This is a genomic window from Nocardioides sp. NPDC004968, from assembly GCF_040608935.1.
In the GTDB taxonomy this organism is placed as follows: Bacteria; Actinomycetota; Actinomycetes; order Propionibacteriales; family Nocardioidaceae; genus Nocardioides.
On sequence record NZ_JBEXJF010000010.1, the window covers coordinates 12,366 to 30,265 of the forward strand.

17 protein-coding genes are annotated in these 17,900 nt (G+C 69.2%); 13 read left to right on the forward strand and 4 right to left on the reverse strand.

What is annotated here, in order from left to right; translation table 11 throughout:
• Positions 1-7 precede the first annotated feature (7 nt).
• The 6 genes from rsgA to ABZU72_RS12630 all read left to right on the forward strand — a co-directional run bounded on the left by rsgA (position 8) and on the right by ABZU72_RS12630 (position 6,223).
• Complete coding sequence (gene rsgA, locus ABZU72_RS12605) at positions 8-1,018, forward strand: ribosome small subunit-dependent GTPase A (RefSeq protein ID WP_355019190.1); 1,011 nt, start codon at positions 8-10, stop codon at positions 1,016-1,018.
• A 97-nt stretch (positions 1,019-1,115) separates the two neighbouring features.
• Complete coding sequence (locus ABZU72_RS12610; RefSeq protein ID WP_355019191.1) at positions 1,116-1,988, forward strand: inositol monophosphatase family protein; 873 nt, start codon at positions 1,116-1,118, stop codon at positions 1,986-1,988.
• Positions 1,989-2,044: 56 nt separating this feature from the next.
• A complete protein-coding gene (locus ABZU72_RS12615; protein ID WP_355019192.1) occupies positions 2,045-2,479 on the forward strand; it encodes a CBS domain-containing protein in 435 nt (144 codons plus the stop codon).
• Positions 2,480-2,560: 81 nt separating this feature from the next.
• Positions 2,561-3,244, forward strand: a complete 684-nt coding sequence (locus tag ABZU72_RS12620; RefSeq protein WP_355019193.1) for a response regulator transcription factor — start codon at positions 2,561-2,563, stop codon at positions 3,242-3,244.
• Positions 3,241-5,844, forward strand: coding sequence for a DUF4153 domain-containing protein (locus ABZU72_RS12625; RefSeq protein WP_355019194.1), 2,604 nt, complete (start codon positions 3,241-3,243; stop codon positions 5,842-5,844). The genes ABZU72_RS12620 and ABZU72_RS12625 overlap by 4 nt, the downstream gene beginning before the upstream one ends.
• Before the next feature lie 4 nt (positions 5,845-5,848).
• Complete coding sequence (locus ABZU72_RS12630; RefSeq protein WP_141795436.1) at positions 5,849-6,223, forward strand: FKBP-type peptidyl-prolyl cis-trans isomerase; 375 nt, start codon at positions 5,849-5,851, stop codon at positions 6,221-6,223.
• Positions 6,224-6,323: 100 nt separating this feature from the next.
• Here ABZU72_RS12630 and ABZU72_RS12635 read toward each other — a convergent pair whose 3' ends face one another.
• On the reverse strand, positions 6,324-6,566 hold the full coding sequence (locus tag ABZU72_RS12635) for an RNA-binding S4 domain-containing protein (RefSeq protein WP_355019195.1): 243 nt from the start codon (positions 6,564-6,566) through the stop codon (positions 6,324-6,326).
• Positions 6,567-6,744: 178 nt separating this feature from the next.
• Positions 6,745-8,022 (reverse strand): DUF445 domain-containing protein, encoded by a 1,278-nt coding sequence (locus ABZU72_RS12640; RefSeq protein ID WP_355019196.1) that lies wholly within the window; start codon positions 8,020-8,022, stop codon positions 6,745-6,747.
• A gap of 250 nt (positions 8,023-8,272) precedes the next feature.
• Here ABZU72_RS12640 and ABZU72_RS12645 point away from each other — a divergent pair, with 250 nt between their 5' ends.
• From ABZU72_RS12645 to ABZU72_RS12670, 6 genes are all read left to right on the forward strand, one after another.
• Positions 8,273-8,572, forward strand: coding sequence for a hypothetical protein (locus ABZU72_RS12645; protein WP_141803049.1), 300 nt, complete (start codon positions 8,273-8,275; stop codon positions 8,570-8,572).
• Positions 8,573-8,672: 100 nt separating this feature from the next.
• Positions 8,673-9,521 carry a nitrilase-related carbon-nitrogen hydrolase gene (locus ABZU72_RS12650; protein WP_355019197.1) on the forward strand — a complete coding sequence of 283 codons (849 nt, stop codon included), beginning with the start codon at positions 8,673-8,675 and terminating at the stop codon, positions 9,519-9,521.
• A 25-nt stretch (positions 9,522-9,546) separates the two neighbouring features.
• Positions 9,547-10,971 carry a dihydropyrimidinase gene (gene hydA, locus ABZU72_RS12655; protein ID WP_355019198.1) on the forward strand — a complete coding sequence of 475 codons (1,425 nt, stop codon included), beginning with the start codon at positions 9,547-9,549 and terminating at the stop codon, positions 10,969-10,971.
• Between the two features lie 4 nt (positions 10,972-10,975).
• Entirely contained in the window at positions 10,976-12,016 is a 1,041-nt protein-coding gene (locus ABZU72_RS12660) for a TIGR03842 family LLM class F420-dependent oxidoreductase (protein ID WP_355019199.1), read from the forward strand.
• Positions 12,017-12,256: 240 nt separating this feature from the next.
• Positions 12,257-13,558 carry an aspartate aminotransferase family protein gene (locus tag ABZU72_RS12665; RefSeq protein ID WP_355019200.1) on the forward strand — a complete coding sequence of 434 codons (1,302 nt, stop codon included), beginning with the start codon at positions 12,257-12,259 and terminating at the stop codon, positions 13,556-13,558.
• 23 nt (positions 13,559-13,581) lie between these two features.
• Complete coding sequence (locus ABZU72_RS12670) at positions 13,582-15,096, forward strand: CoA-acylating methylmalonate-semialdehyde dehydrogenase (RefSeq protein ID WP_355019201.1); 1,515 nt, start codon at positions 13,582-13,584, stop codon at positions 15,094-15,096.
• Positions 15,097-15,101: 5 nt separating this feature from the next.
• On the opposite strand, the gene ABZU72_RS12675 is transcribed toward ABZU72_RS12670, so the two are convergent.
• Both ABZU72_RS12675 and ABZU72_RS12680 read right to left on the reverse strand, forming a co-directional pair.
• Positions 15,102-15,290 (reverse strand): hypothetical protein, encoded by a 189-nt coding sequence (locus tag ABZU72_RS12675; RefSeq protein WP_355019202.1) that lies wholly within the window; start codon positions 15,288-15,290, stop codon positions 15,102-15,104.
• An 80-nt stretch (positions 15,291-15,370) separates the two neighbouring features.
• Positions 15,371-16,507 carry an endo-1,4-beta-xylanase gene (locus ABZU72_RS12680; protein WP_355019203.1) on the reverse strand — a complete coding sequence of 379 codons (1,137 nt, stop codon included), beginning with the start codon at positions 16,505-16,507 and terminating at the stop codon, positions 15,371-15,373.
• A 139-nt stretch (positions 16,508-16,646) separates the two neighbouring features.
• Here ABZU72_RS12680 and ABZU72_RS12685 point away from each other — a divergent pair, with 139 nt between their 5' ends.
• Entirely contained in the window at positions 16,647-17,894 is a 1,248-nt protein-coding gene (locus ABZU72_RS12685; RefSeq protein ID WP_355019204.1) for an FAD-binding protein, read from the forward strand.
• Positions 17,895-17,900 lie beyond the last annotated feature (6 nt).

Consider the following 17,900-nt stretch of genomic DNA (forward strand, 5'->3'; position numbering starts at 1 on the left):
GCACCTGATGGCCAAGGCACAGCGGCGCTACGGGACCGAGGACGTCGAGCACTACGACCGTCCCCGGCGCCGCACCCGGCCGCGGACGAAGGACCGGCCCAGCTACGACGACGCCGACCTCGGGCGAGTGATCACGGTCGACCGTGGCCGGTTCACGCTGGTCATGGACGAGGCCCCCGACGTCGAGGTGTGGGCGGTCAAGGCTCGGCCGCTCGGCCGTAAGGGCGTGGTCGTGGGCGACCGGGTGAAGGTCGTCGGCGACACCTCGGGCGCGGAGGGGGCGCTGGCGCGGATCGTCGAGCTCGAGCCCCGGGAGACGGTGCTGCGGCGTACGGCCGATGACGACGACCCCGTCGAGCGGGTCGTGGTCGCCAACGCCGACCAGCTGGTGATCGTCACCGCGATCGCCGACCCCGAGCCGCGCACCGGGTTCATCGACCGCGCACTGGTGGCTGCCCTGGAGGCGGGCATCGACCCGCTGCTGTGCATCACCAAGGCCGACCTGGCCGACCCGGAGTCGCTGGTCTCGATCTACCGGTCGCTGGGGGTGCCGTGGGTGGTGACCCAGCGCGGCGGCGACATGAGTGCGCTGCGGGACAAGCTCGACGGACGTACGTCGGTCCTCCTCGGCCACAGCGGCGTGGGCAAGTCGACCCTGGTCAACGCCATCGTTCCCGACGCCGGGCGCGAGGTCGGGCACGTCAACGCGGTCACCGGGCGGGGCCGGCACACCTCCACCTCGGCGCTGATGCTGCGGCTTCCGGGGGTCGGCTGGATCATCGACACCCCGGGGATCCGTACGTTCGGGCTGGCTCACGTCGAGCCGGAGCGGCTCATCGTCTCCTTCCCCGATCTGCAGGAGGCGACGGCCGAGTGCCCGCGCGGCTGCTCGCACGCCGCCGATGCGCCGGAGTGCGGGTTGGACACCGCGATCGAGGACGGCAGGCTCGATCCGGAACGGGTCGCCTCGTTCCGTCGCCTGCTCGAGGCGCGGTCGGTGCCGACGTACGCTCTCTGACAGGTCGAGCCCTCGATGCCCCGACCGGTGTTTTCGTGGGGAACCGGTTACCAGGGGAGGGTTCGCACGGCGAGCGGAGCCACTAGAGTGGATCCTCGTGGCGAGCACTCCTGACTACAACGACGACCTGCGGCTGGCGCACCTGCTGGCCGACGACGCCGACTCGCTGTCGACGTCGCGGTTCAAGGCGCTCGACCTGCATGTCATGACCAAGCCCGACCTGACCCCCGTCTCGGACGCGGACAAGGCCGTGGAGGAGTCGATCCGGCGTACGCTCTCCCGCGCGCGTACGCGGGACGCGATCACCGGCGAGGAGTCGGGATCCTCCGGCTCGTCCAGCCGCCGCTGGATCGTCGACCCGATCGACGGCACGAAGAACTTCGTGCGCGGCGTGCCGGTCTGGGCGACCCTGATCGCGCTCGCGGTCGACAACGAGGTCGTGATGTCGGTCGTCTCCGCGCCGCAGCTCGGGCGGCGCTGGTGGGCGGCGAAGGGTCAGGGCGCCCACACCGGCAAGTCGCTGATGAAGTCGACCCGCTGCCAGGTCTCGGACGTACGCCGCCTCGAGGACGCCTCGATGTCCTACTCCTCGCTGCACGGCTGGGAGGAGCGCGATCGGCTCGAGGACTTCCTGGCGCTGATGCGCAGCTGCTGGCGCACCCGTGCCTACTCCGACTTCTGGTCCTACATGCTCGTCGCCGAGGGCGCGGTCGACATCGCGGTCGAGCCGGAGCTCGAGCTCTACGACATGGCCGCGCTGGACATCATCGTGCGTGAGGCCGGCGGCCAGTTCACCTCGCTGGCCGGCGACCCGGGGCCGTGGGGCGGCAACGCGCTGGCCACCAACGGTCACCTGCACGACGCCGTGCTCTCCTTCCTCGGCGGGCTGCCCGACGGCAACAACGACGCCGACTGGCCGGCCGCGCAGCCCGGATCGGTCACCGCGTTCCGCCGTCCGGGAACCGAGTAGGCGCGTTCCGGAACAGACCCTGGCGTGACGCATGTCACGGCCGCTACCGTTGGTGCATGAAGATCGCGGACGTACTCACTCGCAAGGCGATCGCAGAAGTCGTCACGATCGCATCAACCGCCACCGTGCGTGACCTGCTCGGGGTGCTCGCCGAGCACCGCATCGGGGCCTGTGTCGTCAGCAGCGACAGCACCGCCGTCGCCGGGATCGTCTCCGAGCGCGACGTGGTCCGGCGCCTCCACGAGAACGACGCGCTGCTTGCCGCCGAGGTCTCCTCGATCATGACCGCCGAGGTCGAGACCTGTGCCCCCGAGGCCACCATCGACGAGATCCTGGGCATCATGACCACCCGCCGGATCCGGCACATGCCGGTCGTCTCCCCCGACGGCGGTCTCGTCGGCATCGTCAGCATCGGCGACCTGGTCAAGCACCGCATCGACCAGCTCGCCTTCGAGCGCGACCAGCTCGAGGCGTACGTCCACCAAACCTGACCTTCACAGGACCTGCACAACTTCTGCAGCCTTTCCGGCGACTCGGGCTTCTAGCCTGAGCATGTGCCAGAACATGTGACCGTGACACGCCGGGTCCTCGTCGTCGAGGACGAGCCGGTCATCAACCAGGCCGTCTCGGACCGGCTCGAGGCGGAGGGATACGACGTCGTCCGGGCGTGGGACGGCCCCGGGGCGGTCTCCTGCTTCGAGGAGACCTCGCCCGACCTGGTCGTCCTCGACGTGATGCTGCCCGGCTACGACGGCCTCGAGGTGTGCCGCCGGATCCAGGCCGTACGCCCCGTGCCGGTGCTCATGCTCACCGCGCGTGTCGACGAGGCCGATGTGCTTGTCGGGCTCGGCGTCGGGGCCGACGACTACCTGACCAAGCCGTTCCGGGCCCGCGAGCTGGTGGCCCGGGTCAACGCGCTCCTGCGGCGGGTGGAGCGGGCCGCCGAACTGGCCGGGTCGCCGCGGCGTACGGCTGAGATCGGGGGGCTCCGGATGGATCCGGCGGCCCGACGGGTGTGGGTCGACGGCGACGAGGTCAGGCTCACCCCGACCGAGTTCGACCTGCTGGTCTGCCTGGCCGCCGACCCGGGCGCCGTGGTCACCCGCGAGCGGCTGCTCGCCGAGGTCTGGGGTTGGAACGACGCCTCCGGAACCCGCACGGTCGACAGCCACGTGAAAGGGCTGCGCGCCAAGATCGGGTCCGCGCGGGTCCGCACCGTGCACGGCGTCGGCTATGCCCTGGAGGCCGGCGAATGACTCCGCTGGAGCGGGTCTCCTCGATCAAGGTCAAGCTCGGGCTCCTGGTCGCCGCGAGCGCCCTGGTGGCGGCGGTCGTCGCCTCCGTCGGGCGGATCACCGGGGTCTCCCCGTGGATCTCGATCCCGGTCACGATCGGGATCGCGCTCGCGGTCACCCAGCTGCTGGCGGCCGGGATGACCTCGCCGCTGCGGCAGATGACCGTCGCGGCGCGGCGGATGGCCCGGGGCGACTACTCGGTCTCCGTGCCTGCCGTCGGTGCCGACGAGGTCGGTCAGCTGGGCCGTGCCTTCAACACGATGGCCAGCGACCTCGGCGCCGTCGACCGCCAGCGCCGCGACCTGGTCGCCAACGTCTCCCACGAGCTGCGTACGCCGCTGGCGGCTCTCACCGTCGTGCTGGAGAACCTCGTGGACGGCGTCGGATCCGACCCGACCGCGCTGCAGACCGCGCTCGGCCAGGCCGAGCGGCTGAGCCGGCTGGTCGAGGACCTGCTCGACCTGGCGCGCGTCGACGCCGGCAAGGCGCCGCTGAGCACCGTCTCGGTCGAGCTCGGCCCGCTGCTGGAGGCCTGCGTCGCGGAGACGCTGGCCAACGGGCGGCCGGTCACCTACGAGATCGACGCACCGGCCGACCTGGTCGTCGACGCCGACCCCGATCGCCTCAGCCAGCTCGTCGTCAACCTGCTCGACAACGCCTCCCGGCACAGTCCCCGCGGCGGCGTGGTCACCGTGCGCGCCGGAATCGACGGCGAGCGCTACCACCTCGAGGTCCTCGACTCCGGGCCCGGCATCCCCGTCGCCGACCGCGGGCGCGTCTTCGAGCCCTTCGGCACGCTCAGCTCCTCCGGCGAAGGTGGCGGGACCGGGCTCGGGCTCGCCATCGCCCGGTGGGTCACCGACCTGCACGGCGGTTCCATCGCCTTCCTCGACCCGCTCCCCGGCGCCGCCGGCGCCCGGGTGCGCGTCGACCTTCCGCTGCGCCCACCTGTACGTCCTGTCTCCAGTCATCTCACCCCCACCCACGAGGAGAGCCAGATGCCCACCACTCCCCCGGCGGCCGAGCCCGCCGAACCGGCCCAGCCGGTCGACGCCCCCAGCGACGACCCCAAGGCCGCCTATGCCACCCCGTCGGTCCTCGACGACATCTTCGGCACCTACTGGCCCGATTCAGGTGTCGCGGGCCGGTTCGGGCTCTTCATCGGCGCTGTGGTCGCCGGTCTGCTCGGCGGCCTGCTGATCCCCGATCGCAACGCCGGGCTCGGCACAGTCATCGTGCTGCTGGCCGCCGGCGGGGTCGTGATGCTGGCGAGCGAGAAACGTCGCAGCTTGTTCCCGATCGTCTGCTACGTCCTGTTCGCACTGCTCTCCTCGGTCGCGGTGTTCCGCGACGCCGAGTGGCTCGTCGTACTGTGCCTGCTCACGGCGATCGCGGTGATCCTGTGTGCGTCCACGCAGGCGAAGACCCTGCTCGGGATCGTGCTGACCGGGATCTCCTGGCCGCTGGCCGGGCTGCGCGGGATCCCGTGGCTGGGCCGCACGCTGACCAGCGTCTCCGGCAAGGGTCACGGGGCGGCGGTCGCCCGCACCACGGTGCTCTCGCTGCTCGGCCTGGTGATCTTCGGGCTCCTGTTCACCACCGCCGACGCGGTGCTGGGCAGCTGGGTCGACCAGTTCGTGCCGGACGTACGGCCGGACACGTTCGCAGCTCGGATCTTCATGACCGTCTTCGTCTTCGGGGTCGTGATGGGCGCTGCGTACCTGGCTGTGAACCCGCCCCGGATCGACCGCAACGAGCGTACATCCCAGCCCGTCGCCAACCGCTACGAGTGGCTGGCTCCGGTCGGTGTCGTGGTCGCCGTCTTCGCCGCGTTCCTGATCGCACAGGCGACCGCTGTCTTCGGCGGCGAGGACTACCTGCGCGAGACGACGGGGCTGACGTACGCCGAATACGTCCACCAGGGGTTCGGCCAGCTCACCGTCGCGACCGCACTGACCCTGCTGGTGATCTGGGCGGCGGCGCGCAAGGCGCCGGTGGAGACCGTCGCCGACCGGCTGTGGCTGCGGATCGCGCTCGGGCTGCTCGCCGCGGAGGCACTGGTCGTCGTCGGGTCGGCGCTGTACCGGATGCACCTCTACCAGGAGGCGTACGGCTTCACCCAGCTCCGCCTGCTCGTCGATGTCTTCGAGGCCTGGCTGGGCCTGCTCGTCATCGCCGGGCTGGTCGCCGCGGTGACCGGCACGGCGATCGCCGGCGGGCTCTGGCTCGGCCGGTTCGCGCTGGTCAGCGGCGCTGTCGCGCTGCTCGGGATCGCCGCGATCAACCCGGACGCGTGGATCGCCGAGCACAACGTCTCGCGCTATGAGGAGACCGGCAAGATCGACACCGACTTCCTCGCCGAGCTCAGCGACGACGCGGTGCCGGCCCTGAAGAAGCTCCCCGACGACCTGCGCAGCTGTGTGCTCGGGCCCAGCGATCGCGAGGGCGACTGGCTGGAGTGGAACCTCGGCCGGGAGCGGGCCGACGGCCTGACCACGATCTACCCCGGGACGGCCGACACGACCGTGGTGTGCCCCAGCGAGTCTCGATACGTAGACTGAATTCATGAGCCAGAAGCCTGAGATCGACTTCGTCGACCCCACCCCTCCGACCGACCTCGTCATCAAGGACATCACCATCGGTGACGGCGAGGAGGCCACCGAGCGCGACCGCGTATCGGTCCATTACGTCGGCGTTGCGCTGTCCACCGGTGAGGAGTTCGACGCGTCCTACAACCGAGGCGAGCCGCTCGACTTCCGCGTCGGCATCGGCCAGGTCATCCAGGGCTGGGACCAGGGCATCCTCGGCATGAAGGTCGGCGGCCGCCGCCAGCTCGTCATCCCGCCCCACCTGGGCTACGGCGACCGCGGCGCCGGCGGCGCGATCAAGCCCGGCGAGACCCTGATCTTCGTCTGCGACCTGGTCAAGGTCGAGAAGTAGCGGGTTGGAATACCCGGTTAACCGGGTATTCCTGCACTTCTCAGGCAATGCAACGCCAGAGAAGTGCAGGTTTCACCGGTTAACTGGGTATGCCTCCGCACTACCAAGGAACGTCGAAGTCGGCCTCGTCGGAGACCCGGGCCGCTTGGCCGGCGTACTCCACGACGTCGCCGACACGGAGCTGGCGGCCGCGGCGGAGCTCGATCTCACCGTTGACCTTCACCTCGCCGGCGGTGATCGCGGGTCGCGCCTCGGAGCCGGTCTCGACCAGGTTGGCCAGCTTGAGGAACTGACCGAGGCGGATGACCTCGTCTGAGATGGGTACGTCGAAGGGCTCGCTCACACCGCCATCCTCCCCCGCCCGCCGAGACGTCACCAAAAACGGCCGAGGCGTCAGCGCGGCCGGCCGAGTTGGCACGCGATGACGGCTCGACCGACGTACGTGACCTCTCGGCCGACCTGAGTGACGCCTCGGCCGACGCGGGTGACCTCTCGGCCGACGTATCCGACGCCTCGGCGGGTCACTCCATCAGGATGGCGACGGTGTGGATGATCACGCCGACGAGGCCACCGACGATGGTGCCGTTGATGCGGATGAACTGCAGGTCGCGGCCGACGAAGAGCTCGATGCGGCGGGCGGCCTGCTTGCCGTCCCAGCGCTGGATGGTGTGGGTGATGACGGTGGTCGCCTCGCGGCCGTAGCGCTTGACGACGTAGACGGCCACGTCGGAGGCGAGTGCGTCGTAGCGGCGCTGGAGGCTCTCGTCGAGGACGACCTTCTGGGCGTAGCGGACGACCTCGTCCAGGGCGCGGCGACGGACGACGCCGTCGGGATCGCGCAGCGAGGTGGTCAGCGCACGGCGCAGGGCGTCCCAGATGGAGATGGCTGTGTTGATGACGCCGGGGTGGTCGAGCACCCGCTCCTTGAGCCGTTCGGCGCGCTCCATGGTCGCCTGGTCGTGCTGCAGGTTGTCGGCGAGGTCGGCGAGCATCGTGTCGATCGCCTTGCGGGCACGATGCTCGGGGTCGTCGCGGATGTCGGCGATCCAGCGGACCAGCTCGACGTGGATGCGGGCGGTCACCGGCTCACGCAGCACCTGGGGCGTCCACCACGGCGCCCGCTCGCCGAGCACCTCGGTGACGATCTCCTCGTTCTCCTCGAGCCAGCCGTGCAGCTCGACCAGCGCCAGGTCGACCAGGCCGTGGTGGACACCGTCGTCCAGCGCCGCCTGCAGCGTGCCACCGAGGAGCGGTGCGATCTGCTCCTCGCGCAGGCGAGGTACGAACCCGTCCTGGATGATCTCGACGATGTGCCGGTTGCTGATCCGGGAGAGCCCGTCGGCGACCACGGTGGAGACCTCGTCGACGACCCGCTTGGCGTTGGGCTCCTCGGCGAGCCAGAGCGCGAGCCGCAGCGACGGCATCGCGACACCGAGCCGCTCGCGGATCGTCTCCTCCTGCAGGAAGTTGTCCTGGACGAACTCCTCCAGGCTGGCGCCGAGCTCGTCCTTCCGCTTCGGGATCAGCGCGGTGTGCGGCACCGGCAGCCCGAGCGGGTGGCGGAACAGCGCGGTGACCGCGAACCAGTCGGCCATCGCGCCGACCATGGACGCCTCGGCACCGGCGTTCACGAACCCCCAGAACCCGTCCAGCCGAAGGGTCAACAGATAGACGATGGCGGCAACGACCAGGAGACCGGTGGCGACGAAGCGCATGCGGCGCAGTGCCTGGCGGCGTACGACATCGGCCTCGGTCTCGACCATCAGGCCGCCGATGCCGGCGCCCCCAGGAGAACTCATGGGCTCAATTGTGCCGGGTCGTGCCACGCGAGGCGATCTGCAACACCAGGACCAGCATTTCTATAGGCTACTCACGGGTTGGCCCACAGGTCAGTTACAAAGCACCCAAGGGCGTCACCGATCCCTTCCCCTGCTCGTTGGAGTGGGCGAGAGTGCCTCGGGGGAGGCACACGTCCCACCGAGGAGATACATGTCGTCGCACAACGCGGACGGTGTGGGGTCGCATCTGTTCGACTCGTCGAGGAGCGCTATGTCGTTGACCACCGCCGCCAAGGTGGAGGTTCTGAGCGTCCTCGTCCGCGCCGGCCGGGAGGCCCGCGCCCCACTCACCCCGCACGACTGCAACACCGTGGTCGAGACCAGTGCCCATCTCGCCGAGATCGCGCCGACCCTTTCAGAGGGCACGCCCGGCGAGCGGGCCCGTGCGACCCGCTCCGCGATGGAGCTGTTCCTCTCAGTCGACTGCCCTCAGCTCGCGCCCGAGCTCCGCGAGGAGCTCGCCAGGGCGGTCGAGCACGTCGTCGTACGTCATCCGGCGACCGCCGCCTAGCGCAACAGGGTTTCAACCACCTCATCGTCTGAAGCAAAAATGCCGTCGCGACCCCACGGGTCGCGGCGGCGTGCTTGTATGTGAAGCGGGAGGTAGTTGCATGACGATCGTCAGAGCCGCAATCAGCCAGACCACCTGGACCGGGGACAAGGTCTCCATGCTGGACAAGCACGAGGGCTTCGCGCGGGACGCCGCCGCCCAGGGCGCCCAGGTGATGTGCTTCCAGGAGCTCTTCTACGGGCCCTACTTCGGGATCACCCAGGACAAGAAGTACTACCGCTACGCCGAGCCTGCCGACGGGCCGATCGTGCAGCGCTTCGCGAGCCTGGCCAAGGAGCTGGGCATCGTGATGGTGCTGCCGATCTACGAGGAGGCCGACACCGGGGTCTACTACAACACCTCCGTGCTCGTCGACGCCGACGGCACGATCCTCGGCAAGTACCGGAAGAACCATCTGCCCCACGTGGAGAAGTTCTGGGAGAAGTTCTACTTCCGCCCCGGCAACCTGGGCTACCCGGTCTTCGAGTCCGCGGTCGGGAAGGTGGGGATGTACATCTGCTACGACCGCCACTTCCCCGAGGGCTGGCGCGAGCTCGGGCTCAACGGGGCCCACATGGTCTTCAACCCCAACGCCACCAAACCCGGGCTCTCCAACCGGCTCTGGGAGATCGAGCAGCCCGCCGCCGCGGTCGCCAACGGCTACTTCGTGCTCGCACCCAACCGGGTCGGCCTGGAGGACAACGAGTACGGCGAGGAGGCGGTCAACTTCTACGGGATGTCGCAGGTCGTCGACCCCCGCGGCAATTACGTGGGCGAGCTCGGCTCGGGCGAGAAGGAGGAGCTGCTCGTACGCGACCTGGACATGAGCATGGTCCAGGAGATGCGCGACGACTGGCAGTTCTATCGCGACCGGCGGCCCGATTCGTACACCGCCATCCCCCGACCCTGAGGAGGCTCTACCCATGACTGGCCGCATGACCACGCTCATCACGGGCGGCACGGTCGTCTCGTCGACCGGGCGCACCCAGGCAGACGTGCTCGTCGACGGCGAGAAGATCGTCGCGCTCATCTCCCCCGGGAGCACTCCGCTGGGGACGATCGAGGCCGACGTCACCATCGACGCGACCGGGAAGTACGTCATCCCCGGCGGCGTCGACGCCCACACCCACATGCAGCTGCCGTTCGGTGGCACCAACGCCAGCGACACCTTCGAGACCGGCACCCGGGCCGCGGCCTGGGGCGGCACCACGACGATCATCGACTTCGCAGTGCAGCGCTACGGCGAACGCGTACAGGACGGGTTGGCGCACTGGCACGAGCTGGCCGCCGGCAACTGCGCGATCGACTACGGGTTCCACCAGATCATCGGCGGGGTCGACGACGACTCGCTCAAGGCGATGGACACGCTCGTGGACGAGGGGATCACCTCCTACAAGCTGTTCATGGCCTACCCGGGTGTCTTCTACTCCGACGACGCGCAGGTGCTGCGGGCGATGCAGAAGGCGACCGACCACGGGCTGCTGACCATGATGCATGCCGAGAACGGGCCGGCGATCGACGTGCTCGCCGCGCAGCTGGCCGAGTCCGGCAAGACGTCTCCCTACTACCACGGCATCGCGCGTGCCTGGCAGATGGAGGAGGAGGCCACCCACCGGGCGATCATGCTCGCCGATGTGACCGGGGCCCCGCTGTACGTGGTGCACGTCAGCGCCAAGCAGGCGGTCGCGCAGCTGGCCGCGGCCCGCGACCACGGGAAGAACGTGTTCGGCGAGACCTGCCCGCAGTACCTCTACCTCACCCTCGAGGACCAGCTCGGCGCGAGGTCGGAGGAGTGGGGCGACTTCGAGGGCGCCAAGTGGGTCTGCTCGACGCCGCTGCGCTCGCGCGAGGAGGGCCACCAGGACGCGATGTGGCAGGCGCTGCGTACCAACGACCTGCAGATGGTCTCCACTGACCACTGCCCCTTCTGCATGAAGGAGCAGAAGGAGCTCGGCAAGGACGACTTCCGGGCCATCCCCAACGGGATCGGGTCGATCGAGCACCGCGTCGACCTGCTCTACCAAGGCGTGGTGACCGGGCAGATCACGCTCGAGCGGTGGGTGGAGCTGATCGCGACCACACCGGCGCGGATGTTCGGGCTCTACGGCCGCAAGGGCGTCATCGCACCGGGCGCGGACGCCGACATCGTCGTCTACGACCCGAACGGCCACACCTCCATCGGAGTCGGCAAGACCCATCACATGAACATGGACCACTCCGCCTGGGAGGGCTACGAGATCGACGGACACGTCGACGTGGTGCTCTCCCGAGGCTCCGTGGTCGTCGCCGACGGTGAGTTCAAGGGCACCAAGGGCCACGGCAGCTACCTCAAGCGCGACCTCTCCCAGTACCTGGTGTGACGTGATGGACTTCGGTGTCGTCCTCCAGACCAACCCGCCCGCCTGGCGGGTCGTCTCCCTGGCGAAGCAGGCCGAGGCGTACGGCTTCGACTACGTCTGGACGTTCGACAGCCACCTGCTGTGGATGGAGCCGTACGTCATCTACAGCCAGATCCTCGCCGAGACCCGCACCATCAAGGTCGGCCCGTTCGTGACCAACCCGGCGACCCGCGACTGGACGGTGACCGCGTCGGTCTTCGCGACCCTGAACGAGATGTACGGCAACCGCACCGTCTGCGGGATGGGGCGCGGCGACTCGGCGGTGCGGGTGCTCAACGGGAAGCCGTCGACGATCCGCGAGATGCGCGAGGCGACCCGGGTGATCCGCGAGCTCGCCAACCGGCGCCCGGTCGAGATCAACGGCACCACGCTGCAGTTCCCATGGGCCAAGCGCTCCGAGCTGGAGGTGTGGATCGCCGCCTACGGCCCGCTCGCGCTGAAGGCCGCCGGGGAGGTCGGCGACGGGTTCATCCTGCAGCTCGCCGACCCCGACATCACCGAGTGGATGATCGGGGCGGTCAAGAAGGCGGCCACCGACGCCGGCCGCGACCCGGAGTCGCTGACCTTCTGCGTGGCCGCACCTGCGTATGTCACCGACGGGTCGCCCGAGGCGCTGGATCATGCCCGCGAGCAGTGCCGGTGGTTCGGCGGGATGGTGGGCAACCACGTCGCCGACATCGTCTCCAAGTACGGGGTCTCGACAAGCTCGACCAACGTGGTCCCGCAGGCGCTCACCGACTACATCAAGAACCGCGAGGGCTACGACTACAACGAGCACGGGCGGGCCGGCAACACCCACACCCAGTTCGTGCCCGACGAGATCGTCGACCGGTTCTGCCTCCTCGGCTCGGTCGAGGAGCAGGTCGCCAAGCTCGAGCAGCTCAAGAGCCTCGGCGTCGACCAGTTCGCCGTCTACCTGCAGCACGACGCGATGGACCAGACCCTGGCTGCGTACGGCGATCTGGTGATCCCGCGGGTCAACCGGCCGGTGACCACGAAGGCATGAGCGCGCGATTTCGTTGATTGTGGCGTGAGAATGTAACGAAAACGTAGCCGCCGTCCTGATATACCGTCGTAATCAGTATCCCGGATCAGCGGCAACCCCGCTGCCTCCGGCGTAGAGTGAGAGACGACCTGAGCGAGGTCGAGCGGCGAGCTTGCTCGTCCGCTCGCGCCGAGCGAGGGAGTAAGCGCGCGAAGCGCGCAAGCCAGATCCATGTCCATCCACGCACCCCAGGGGACAGCCTTGACCAGCGCCAGCGACGCCCGTGCCTATGACCTCGACCGAGCCCATGTCTTCCATTCCTGGTCCGCCCAGGGGTCGCTGAAACCGCTCGTCATCGCCGGCGGGCAGGGCTCGCGGGTTTGGGACGACTCCGGGCACACGTACCTGGACTTCTCCTCCCAGCTGGTCAACACCAACATCGGCCACCAGCACCCCCGGGTGGTGGAGGCGATCAAGAAGCAGGCCGAGACGCTGACCACGATCGCGCCGACGACGGCCAACCTGACCCGCGGCGAGGCGGCCGAGCGGATCACCGACATCGCGCCGGTGGGCTTCAACAAGGTCTTCTTCACCAACGCCGGCGCCGACGCGGTCGAGAACGCGATCCGGATGGCGCGCATCCACACCGGCCGCGACAAGGTGCTCTCGACCTACCGCTCCTACCACGGCAACACCGGGGCTGCGATCGTCGCAACGGGCGACTGGCGACGGATCCCGAATGAGTACGCCCGCGGCCACGTCCACTTCTTCGGCCCCTACCTCTACCGCTCGGAGTTCTGGGCGACCACGCCGGAGCAGGAGGCCGAGCGCGCCCTTCAGCACCTGCGCCGGGTCATCGAGTCCGAGGGACCCGCGTCGATCGCGGCGATCCTCCTCGAGACCATCCCCGGCACCGCCGGGATCATGATCCCGCCGCCGGGCTACCTCCCCGGGGTCAGGGCGCTGGCCGACGAGTTCGGGATCATGCTCATCCTCGACGAGGTCATGGCCGGCTTCGGCCGCACCGGCGAGTGGCTGGCCCTGGATGCCTACGGCGTCGTTCCCGACCTGATCACCTTCGCCAAGGGCGTCAACTCCGGCTACGTACCTGCCGGCGGGGTGATCATCTCCGACCCGGTCGCGGCCACCTTCGACGACCTGGTCTTCCCCGGTGGGCTCACCTACTCCGGCCACCCGCTCGCGATGGCGTCGATCGTGGCGACCATCGAGGCGATGAACGAGGAGGGCATCGTCGACAACGCCGCGACGATCGGCACCGACCACATCGCCCCCGGCCTCGCCTCGCTTGCCGAGAAGCACGACGTGATCGGCGAGGTACGCGGCACCGGGGTCTTCTGGGCCCTCGAGCTCGTCGCCGACCGCGGGACGCGGGAGCCGCTGCCGGCCGCCACGGTGGGCCGGATCAAGTCCGACCTCATCGCCCGCAACCTGATCCCGTTCATCATGGAAAACCGCATCCACGTGGTGCCTCCGTGCGTCGTCACCCCCGACGAGGTCGCCGAGGCGATCTCGATCTACGACGACGTGCTCGGCTCGCTGTAACAGCTCTCTAAAGGACGCATGACATGACCGACCTCCCCATCCTCGACCACTGGATCGGCGGGGCCACCAACCCCGGCACCGGCACCCGTCTCGGCGACGTCTACAACCCCGCGCTCGGCACCGTCCAGAAGCGCGTACGCTTCGCCTCGGCCGCTGACGTCGACACCGCTGTCTCCGCGGCCAAGAAGGCGTTCGAAGAGTGGAGCGAGACCTCGCTCACCCGGCGTACGGCCGTGCTCTTCAAGTTCCGCGAGCTGCTCAACGCCCGCAAGGGAGAGCTCGCCGAGATCCTCACCGCCGAGCACGGCAAGGTGCTCTCCGACGCCGCCGGCGAGATCGCCCGCGGGCTCGAGGTCGTCGAGTTCGCCTGCGGTCTCTCCCACCTGCTCAAGGGCACGGTCTCCGAGCAGGTCTCCTCCGGCGTGGACGTGACCACGGTTAAGCAGCCGCTCGGCGTGGTGGGCATCATCAGCCCGTTCAACTTCCCGGCCATGGTGCCGATGTGGTTCTTCCCGATCGCGATCGCGGCCGGCAACGCGGTCGTGATCAAGCCGTCGGAGAAGGACCCGACCGCGTCCAGCTGGATCGCGGAGCTGTGGTCGGAGGCGGGGCTGCCCGACGGCGTCTACAACGTCGTGCACGGCGACAAGGAGGCGGTCGACGCGCTCCTCGACAACCCCGACGTCGCCTCGATCTCCTTCGTCGGCTCCACCCCGATCGCCCGCTACGTCTACGAGCGCGGCACCGCCGCCGGCAAGCGGGTCCAAGCGCTCGGGGGCGCCAAGAACCACATGCTCGTGCTGCCCGACGCCGACCTCGACCTGGTCGCCGACTCGGCGGTCAACGCGGGCTTCGGGTCAGCCGGCGAGCGCTGCATGGCGATCTCGGTGGTGCTCGCGGTCGACTCGGTCGCCGACAGCCTGATCTCGAAGATCACCTCGCGGATGGCCACGCTCAAGACCGGCGACGGCACCCGGGACACCGACATGGGGCCGCTGATCACCGGCGCCCACCGGGACAAGGTGGCGAGCTACGTCGACGTGGCCGCGGCCGACGGCGCCGAGGTCGTCGTCGATGGACGAGCTGCATTGAATTCTGAGGGCTCGGTCGACGGCGACCCCAACGGTTTCTGGATCCTGCCAACCCTGATCGACCGGGTGCCGACCACGTCGACCGTCTACACCGAGGAGATCTTCGGCCCGGTGCTCTCGGTCATCCGCGTCTCCGGTTACGAGGAGGGCCTCGAGCTGATCAACTCCGGCCAGTTCGGCAACGGCACCGCGATCTTCACCAACGACGGCGGCGCCGCCCGCCGGTTCCAGCGTGAGGTGCAGGTTGGGATGGTCGGCGTGAACGTGCCGATCCCGGTGCCCGTCGCCTACCACTCCTTCGGTGGTTGGAAGGCCTCGCTGTTCGGGAACGCGAAGGCGTACGGCCCCGCGGGGCTGGACTTCTTCACCCGGGAGAAGGCGGTCACCACCCGGTGGCTGGACCCGTCGCACGGCGGGATCAACCTGGGGTTCCCGCAGAACTCCTGAGAGATCTAGTAGTCGTAGTCGTCCTCGGGGCCGGCTGCGTCGAGCTTCTGCTCGGCGTAGTCGGCCTCGTTGACGTCGTCAGGCGTCGAGGTCACCGTCTCCTCGGCGTCCAGGGGCGCCTCGTCGTCGACGGCCTCCTTCACGACATCGGTCGCCTGCTCCTCGAGGTCTGCCTCTGCTGCGTTCTCGCTCATCTACCCTCGCTCAGCTCGATCCGTGTGCTCGGTCTCCAGTAGACCACCGCCACCCGGGTGCCGCCACGGATCGCTGTGGCTCAGCGCCGGCGTGGTGCCCCCAGGGCAAGGCGGAGATCCTGCTTCAGGGTCGTGTATGCCTCCTTGGGCTGCCGGTTCACATCCCAGAGCAGTGCGTAGCCCTCCCCTTCGAACCAGCCAGGTACCCAGGAGTGGGTGTCGTCGATGCCCCAGACCGTGAACGATGTGCAGGCTCGTACGGCGAGGCAGGCCTGGAGCATCTGGGAGAACTCGTAAGGGTGGGCGAAGAGCGCCAGGTTGTCCGTGGGGACCTGGGTCTCGGCGGAGTCGACGAAGGTGCGTACGTCGGCCTCGGTGACCGCGACCTCGAGACCGAGGTCGGCATAGCGCTGCAGGTCGGCGCGGAAGCGCTCGCCGGAGAAGCCGTACTGGGTGTCGAGGTGGCCCTGATTGCCGACACCGTGGATGGGTACGCCCTGGGCGACCAGGCTCTTGACGAAGGCATGGACCGCGTCAGCCTTGGCGTTGTGGCCGTCCTCGCCGGCGATGTTGTAGTCGTTGTAGAACAGCCGCGCCTTCGGGTCGGCCCGATGGGCCCAGCGGAAGGCGTCGGCGACCACCTCGGGTCCGAGCCGGGAGACCCAGAAGTTGTCCGGGTTGAGCCGCGAGGGGTTGGTGTCGGTGAAGAACTCGTTGGCGACGTCCCACTGGTAGACCTTGCCGCGGAAGTGGGCGACCTCGTCGGTGATGTGCTTCTTGAGGATCCCGCGGAGCTCGTCGTTGCTGATGGTGCCGTTGTTGACGCCCTCCGTCAGCCAGGCGGGATTCTGGTTGTGCCAGAGCAGGGTGTGGCCGCGCACCTTCTGGCCGTGGGCGCGGGCGAACTCGACGACCTCGTCGGCGCCCGACCAGTCGTAGGTGCCACGAGTCGGCTCGACGGTCTCCCACTTCATCTCGTTCTCGGGCGTGATGCTGGAGAACTCGTTCGCGGCGATGCCGGCGAGCTCCTCGTCGGCGAGCACCTCGGGATTGGCGGCGACACCGAGGTGCAGCCCGATCTGGGAAGCGTAGGAGCGGAGCGAGTCGGACGGGGGCCGGAAGCCACGTGGCTCGGCCTGGGCCATGGATGACGCGGTGGCCGCGATGGTCGCGGCCGCGGTCACGGTCACGGTCACGACGATGTGACGAAGTTTCACGGTGCCTCCAGGTGCACTAAGTGTGATCGGCATCACAGACAGGGATCAGGATGGCGAGGGCTCACGGCTTTGTCAATCGTTGTCGATAACGTTTTCTGAAGGCGGGCGCCGACGCTGGATCCCAGCTACGATCCGGTCCATGCCCATCGAGACCTCTGCCCGCGAAGCTCCCGGATCGACGTGGGCCCGCAGCTACGACTACACCGCGCGCGAACTGGTGCGACCGCGTTCCGTGGATGACGTACGCGACCTCGTGCGGCGCGAGCCGCGGCTGCGCGCGCTGGGGTCTCGGCACTCCTTCACCGATCTCGCGGACACACCGGGGGTGCTGGTCTCACTCGACCTGGAGAGCTCGCCGAGCCTGGCCGGTGACGTGGTCCGGGTGCCCGGCGGGATGCGCTACGGCGAGCTCGCCGCCTGGCTGCAGGAGCATGGCCGGGCGCTGCCCAACCTGGCCTCGCTCCCCCACATCTCGGTCGCCGGCGCGGTCGCAACCGGCACCCATGGCTCCGGGGTCGGCAACGGCTCGCTGGCCACCTCCGTGACCGCGCTGGAGATCGTCGACGGGCGCGGCGACCTGGTGCGGCTGGAGGCCGGCTCGCCCGACTTCGCCGGGGCCGTGGTCGGCATCGGCGCGCTGGGGATCGTGACCCATCTCGAGCTGCTGACCTCACCGACCTACCAGGTCGCACAGACGGTCCACGAGGGTCTCACCTACGCTGACCTGCGAGCACACCTCACCGAGATCCTCGGCGCGGCCTACTCGGTGTCGATCTTCACGCGTTGGGCCGACGAGCCGGACGGGTCGGTCGCCAGGGTCTGGGTGAAGTCGCGCTCGACGACGCCGGACCTCCCCGGGACGGTGCTCGCGACCCGGCCGCAGCACGTCATCCCCGGTCTCGACCCGGCCCCGTGCACCGAGCAGCTCGGCGTGCCCGGACCGTGGCACGAGCGGCTGCCCCACTTCCGGCTCGACTTCCAGCCGAGCGTCGGCGCAGAACTGCAGAGCGAGTACCTGGTGCCGCTCGATCGCGCGCAGGAGGCGGTCGACGCAGTCCGGTCACTCGCCGACCGGGTCCGGCCGCTCCTGCAGGTGAGCGAGATCCGCGCCGTCGCCGCCGACGAGCTGTGGCTCTCCCCCGCCAATGGCACGGACACGGTGGCGCTGCACTTCACCTGGAAGGCCGACCCCGTCGGCGTACGCGCCCTCTTGCCCGACCTGGAGCAGCGGCTTCCGGCCGGCACCCGGCCGCACTGGGGCAAGCTCTTCGCCACCAAGGACCCCGGCGCCGAGTTCCCACGCTGGGACGACTTCAGGGACCTCGTACGCCGCTTCGACCCGGACCGCCGGTTCTGGAACGCCTGGCTGGACCGGGTGCTTGGCTGAGGCTCG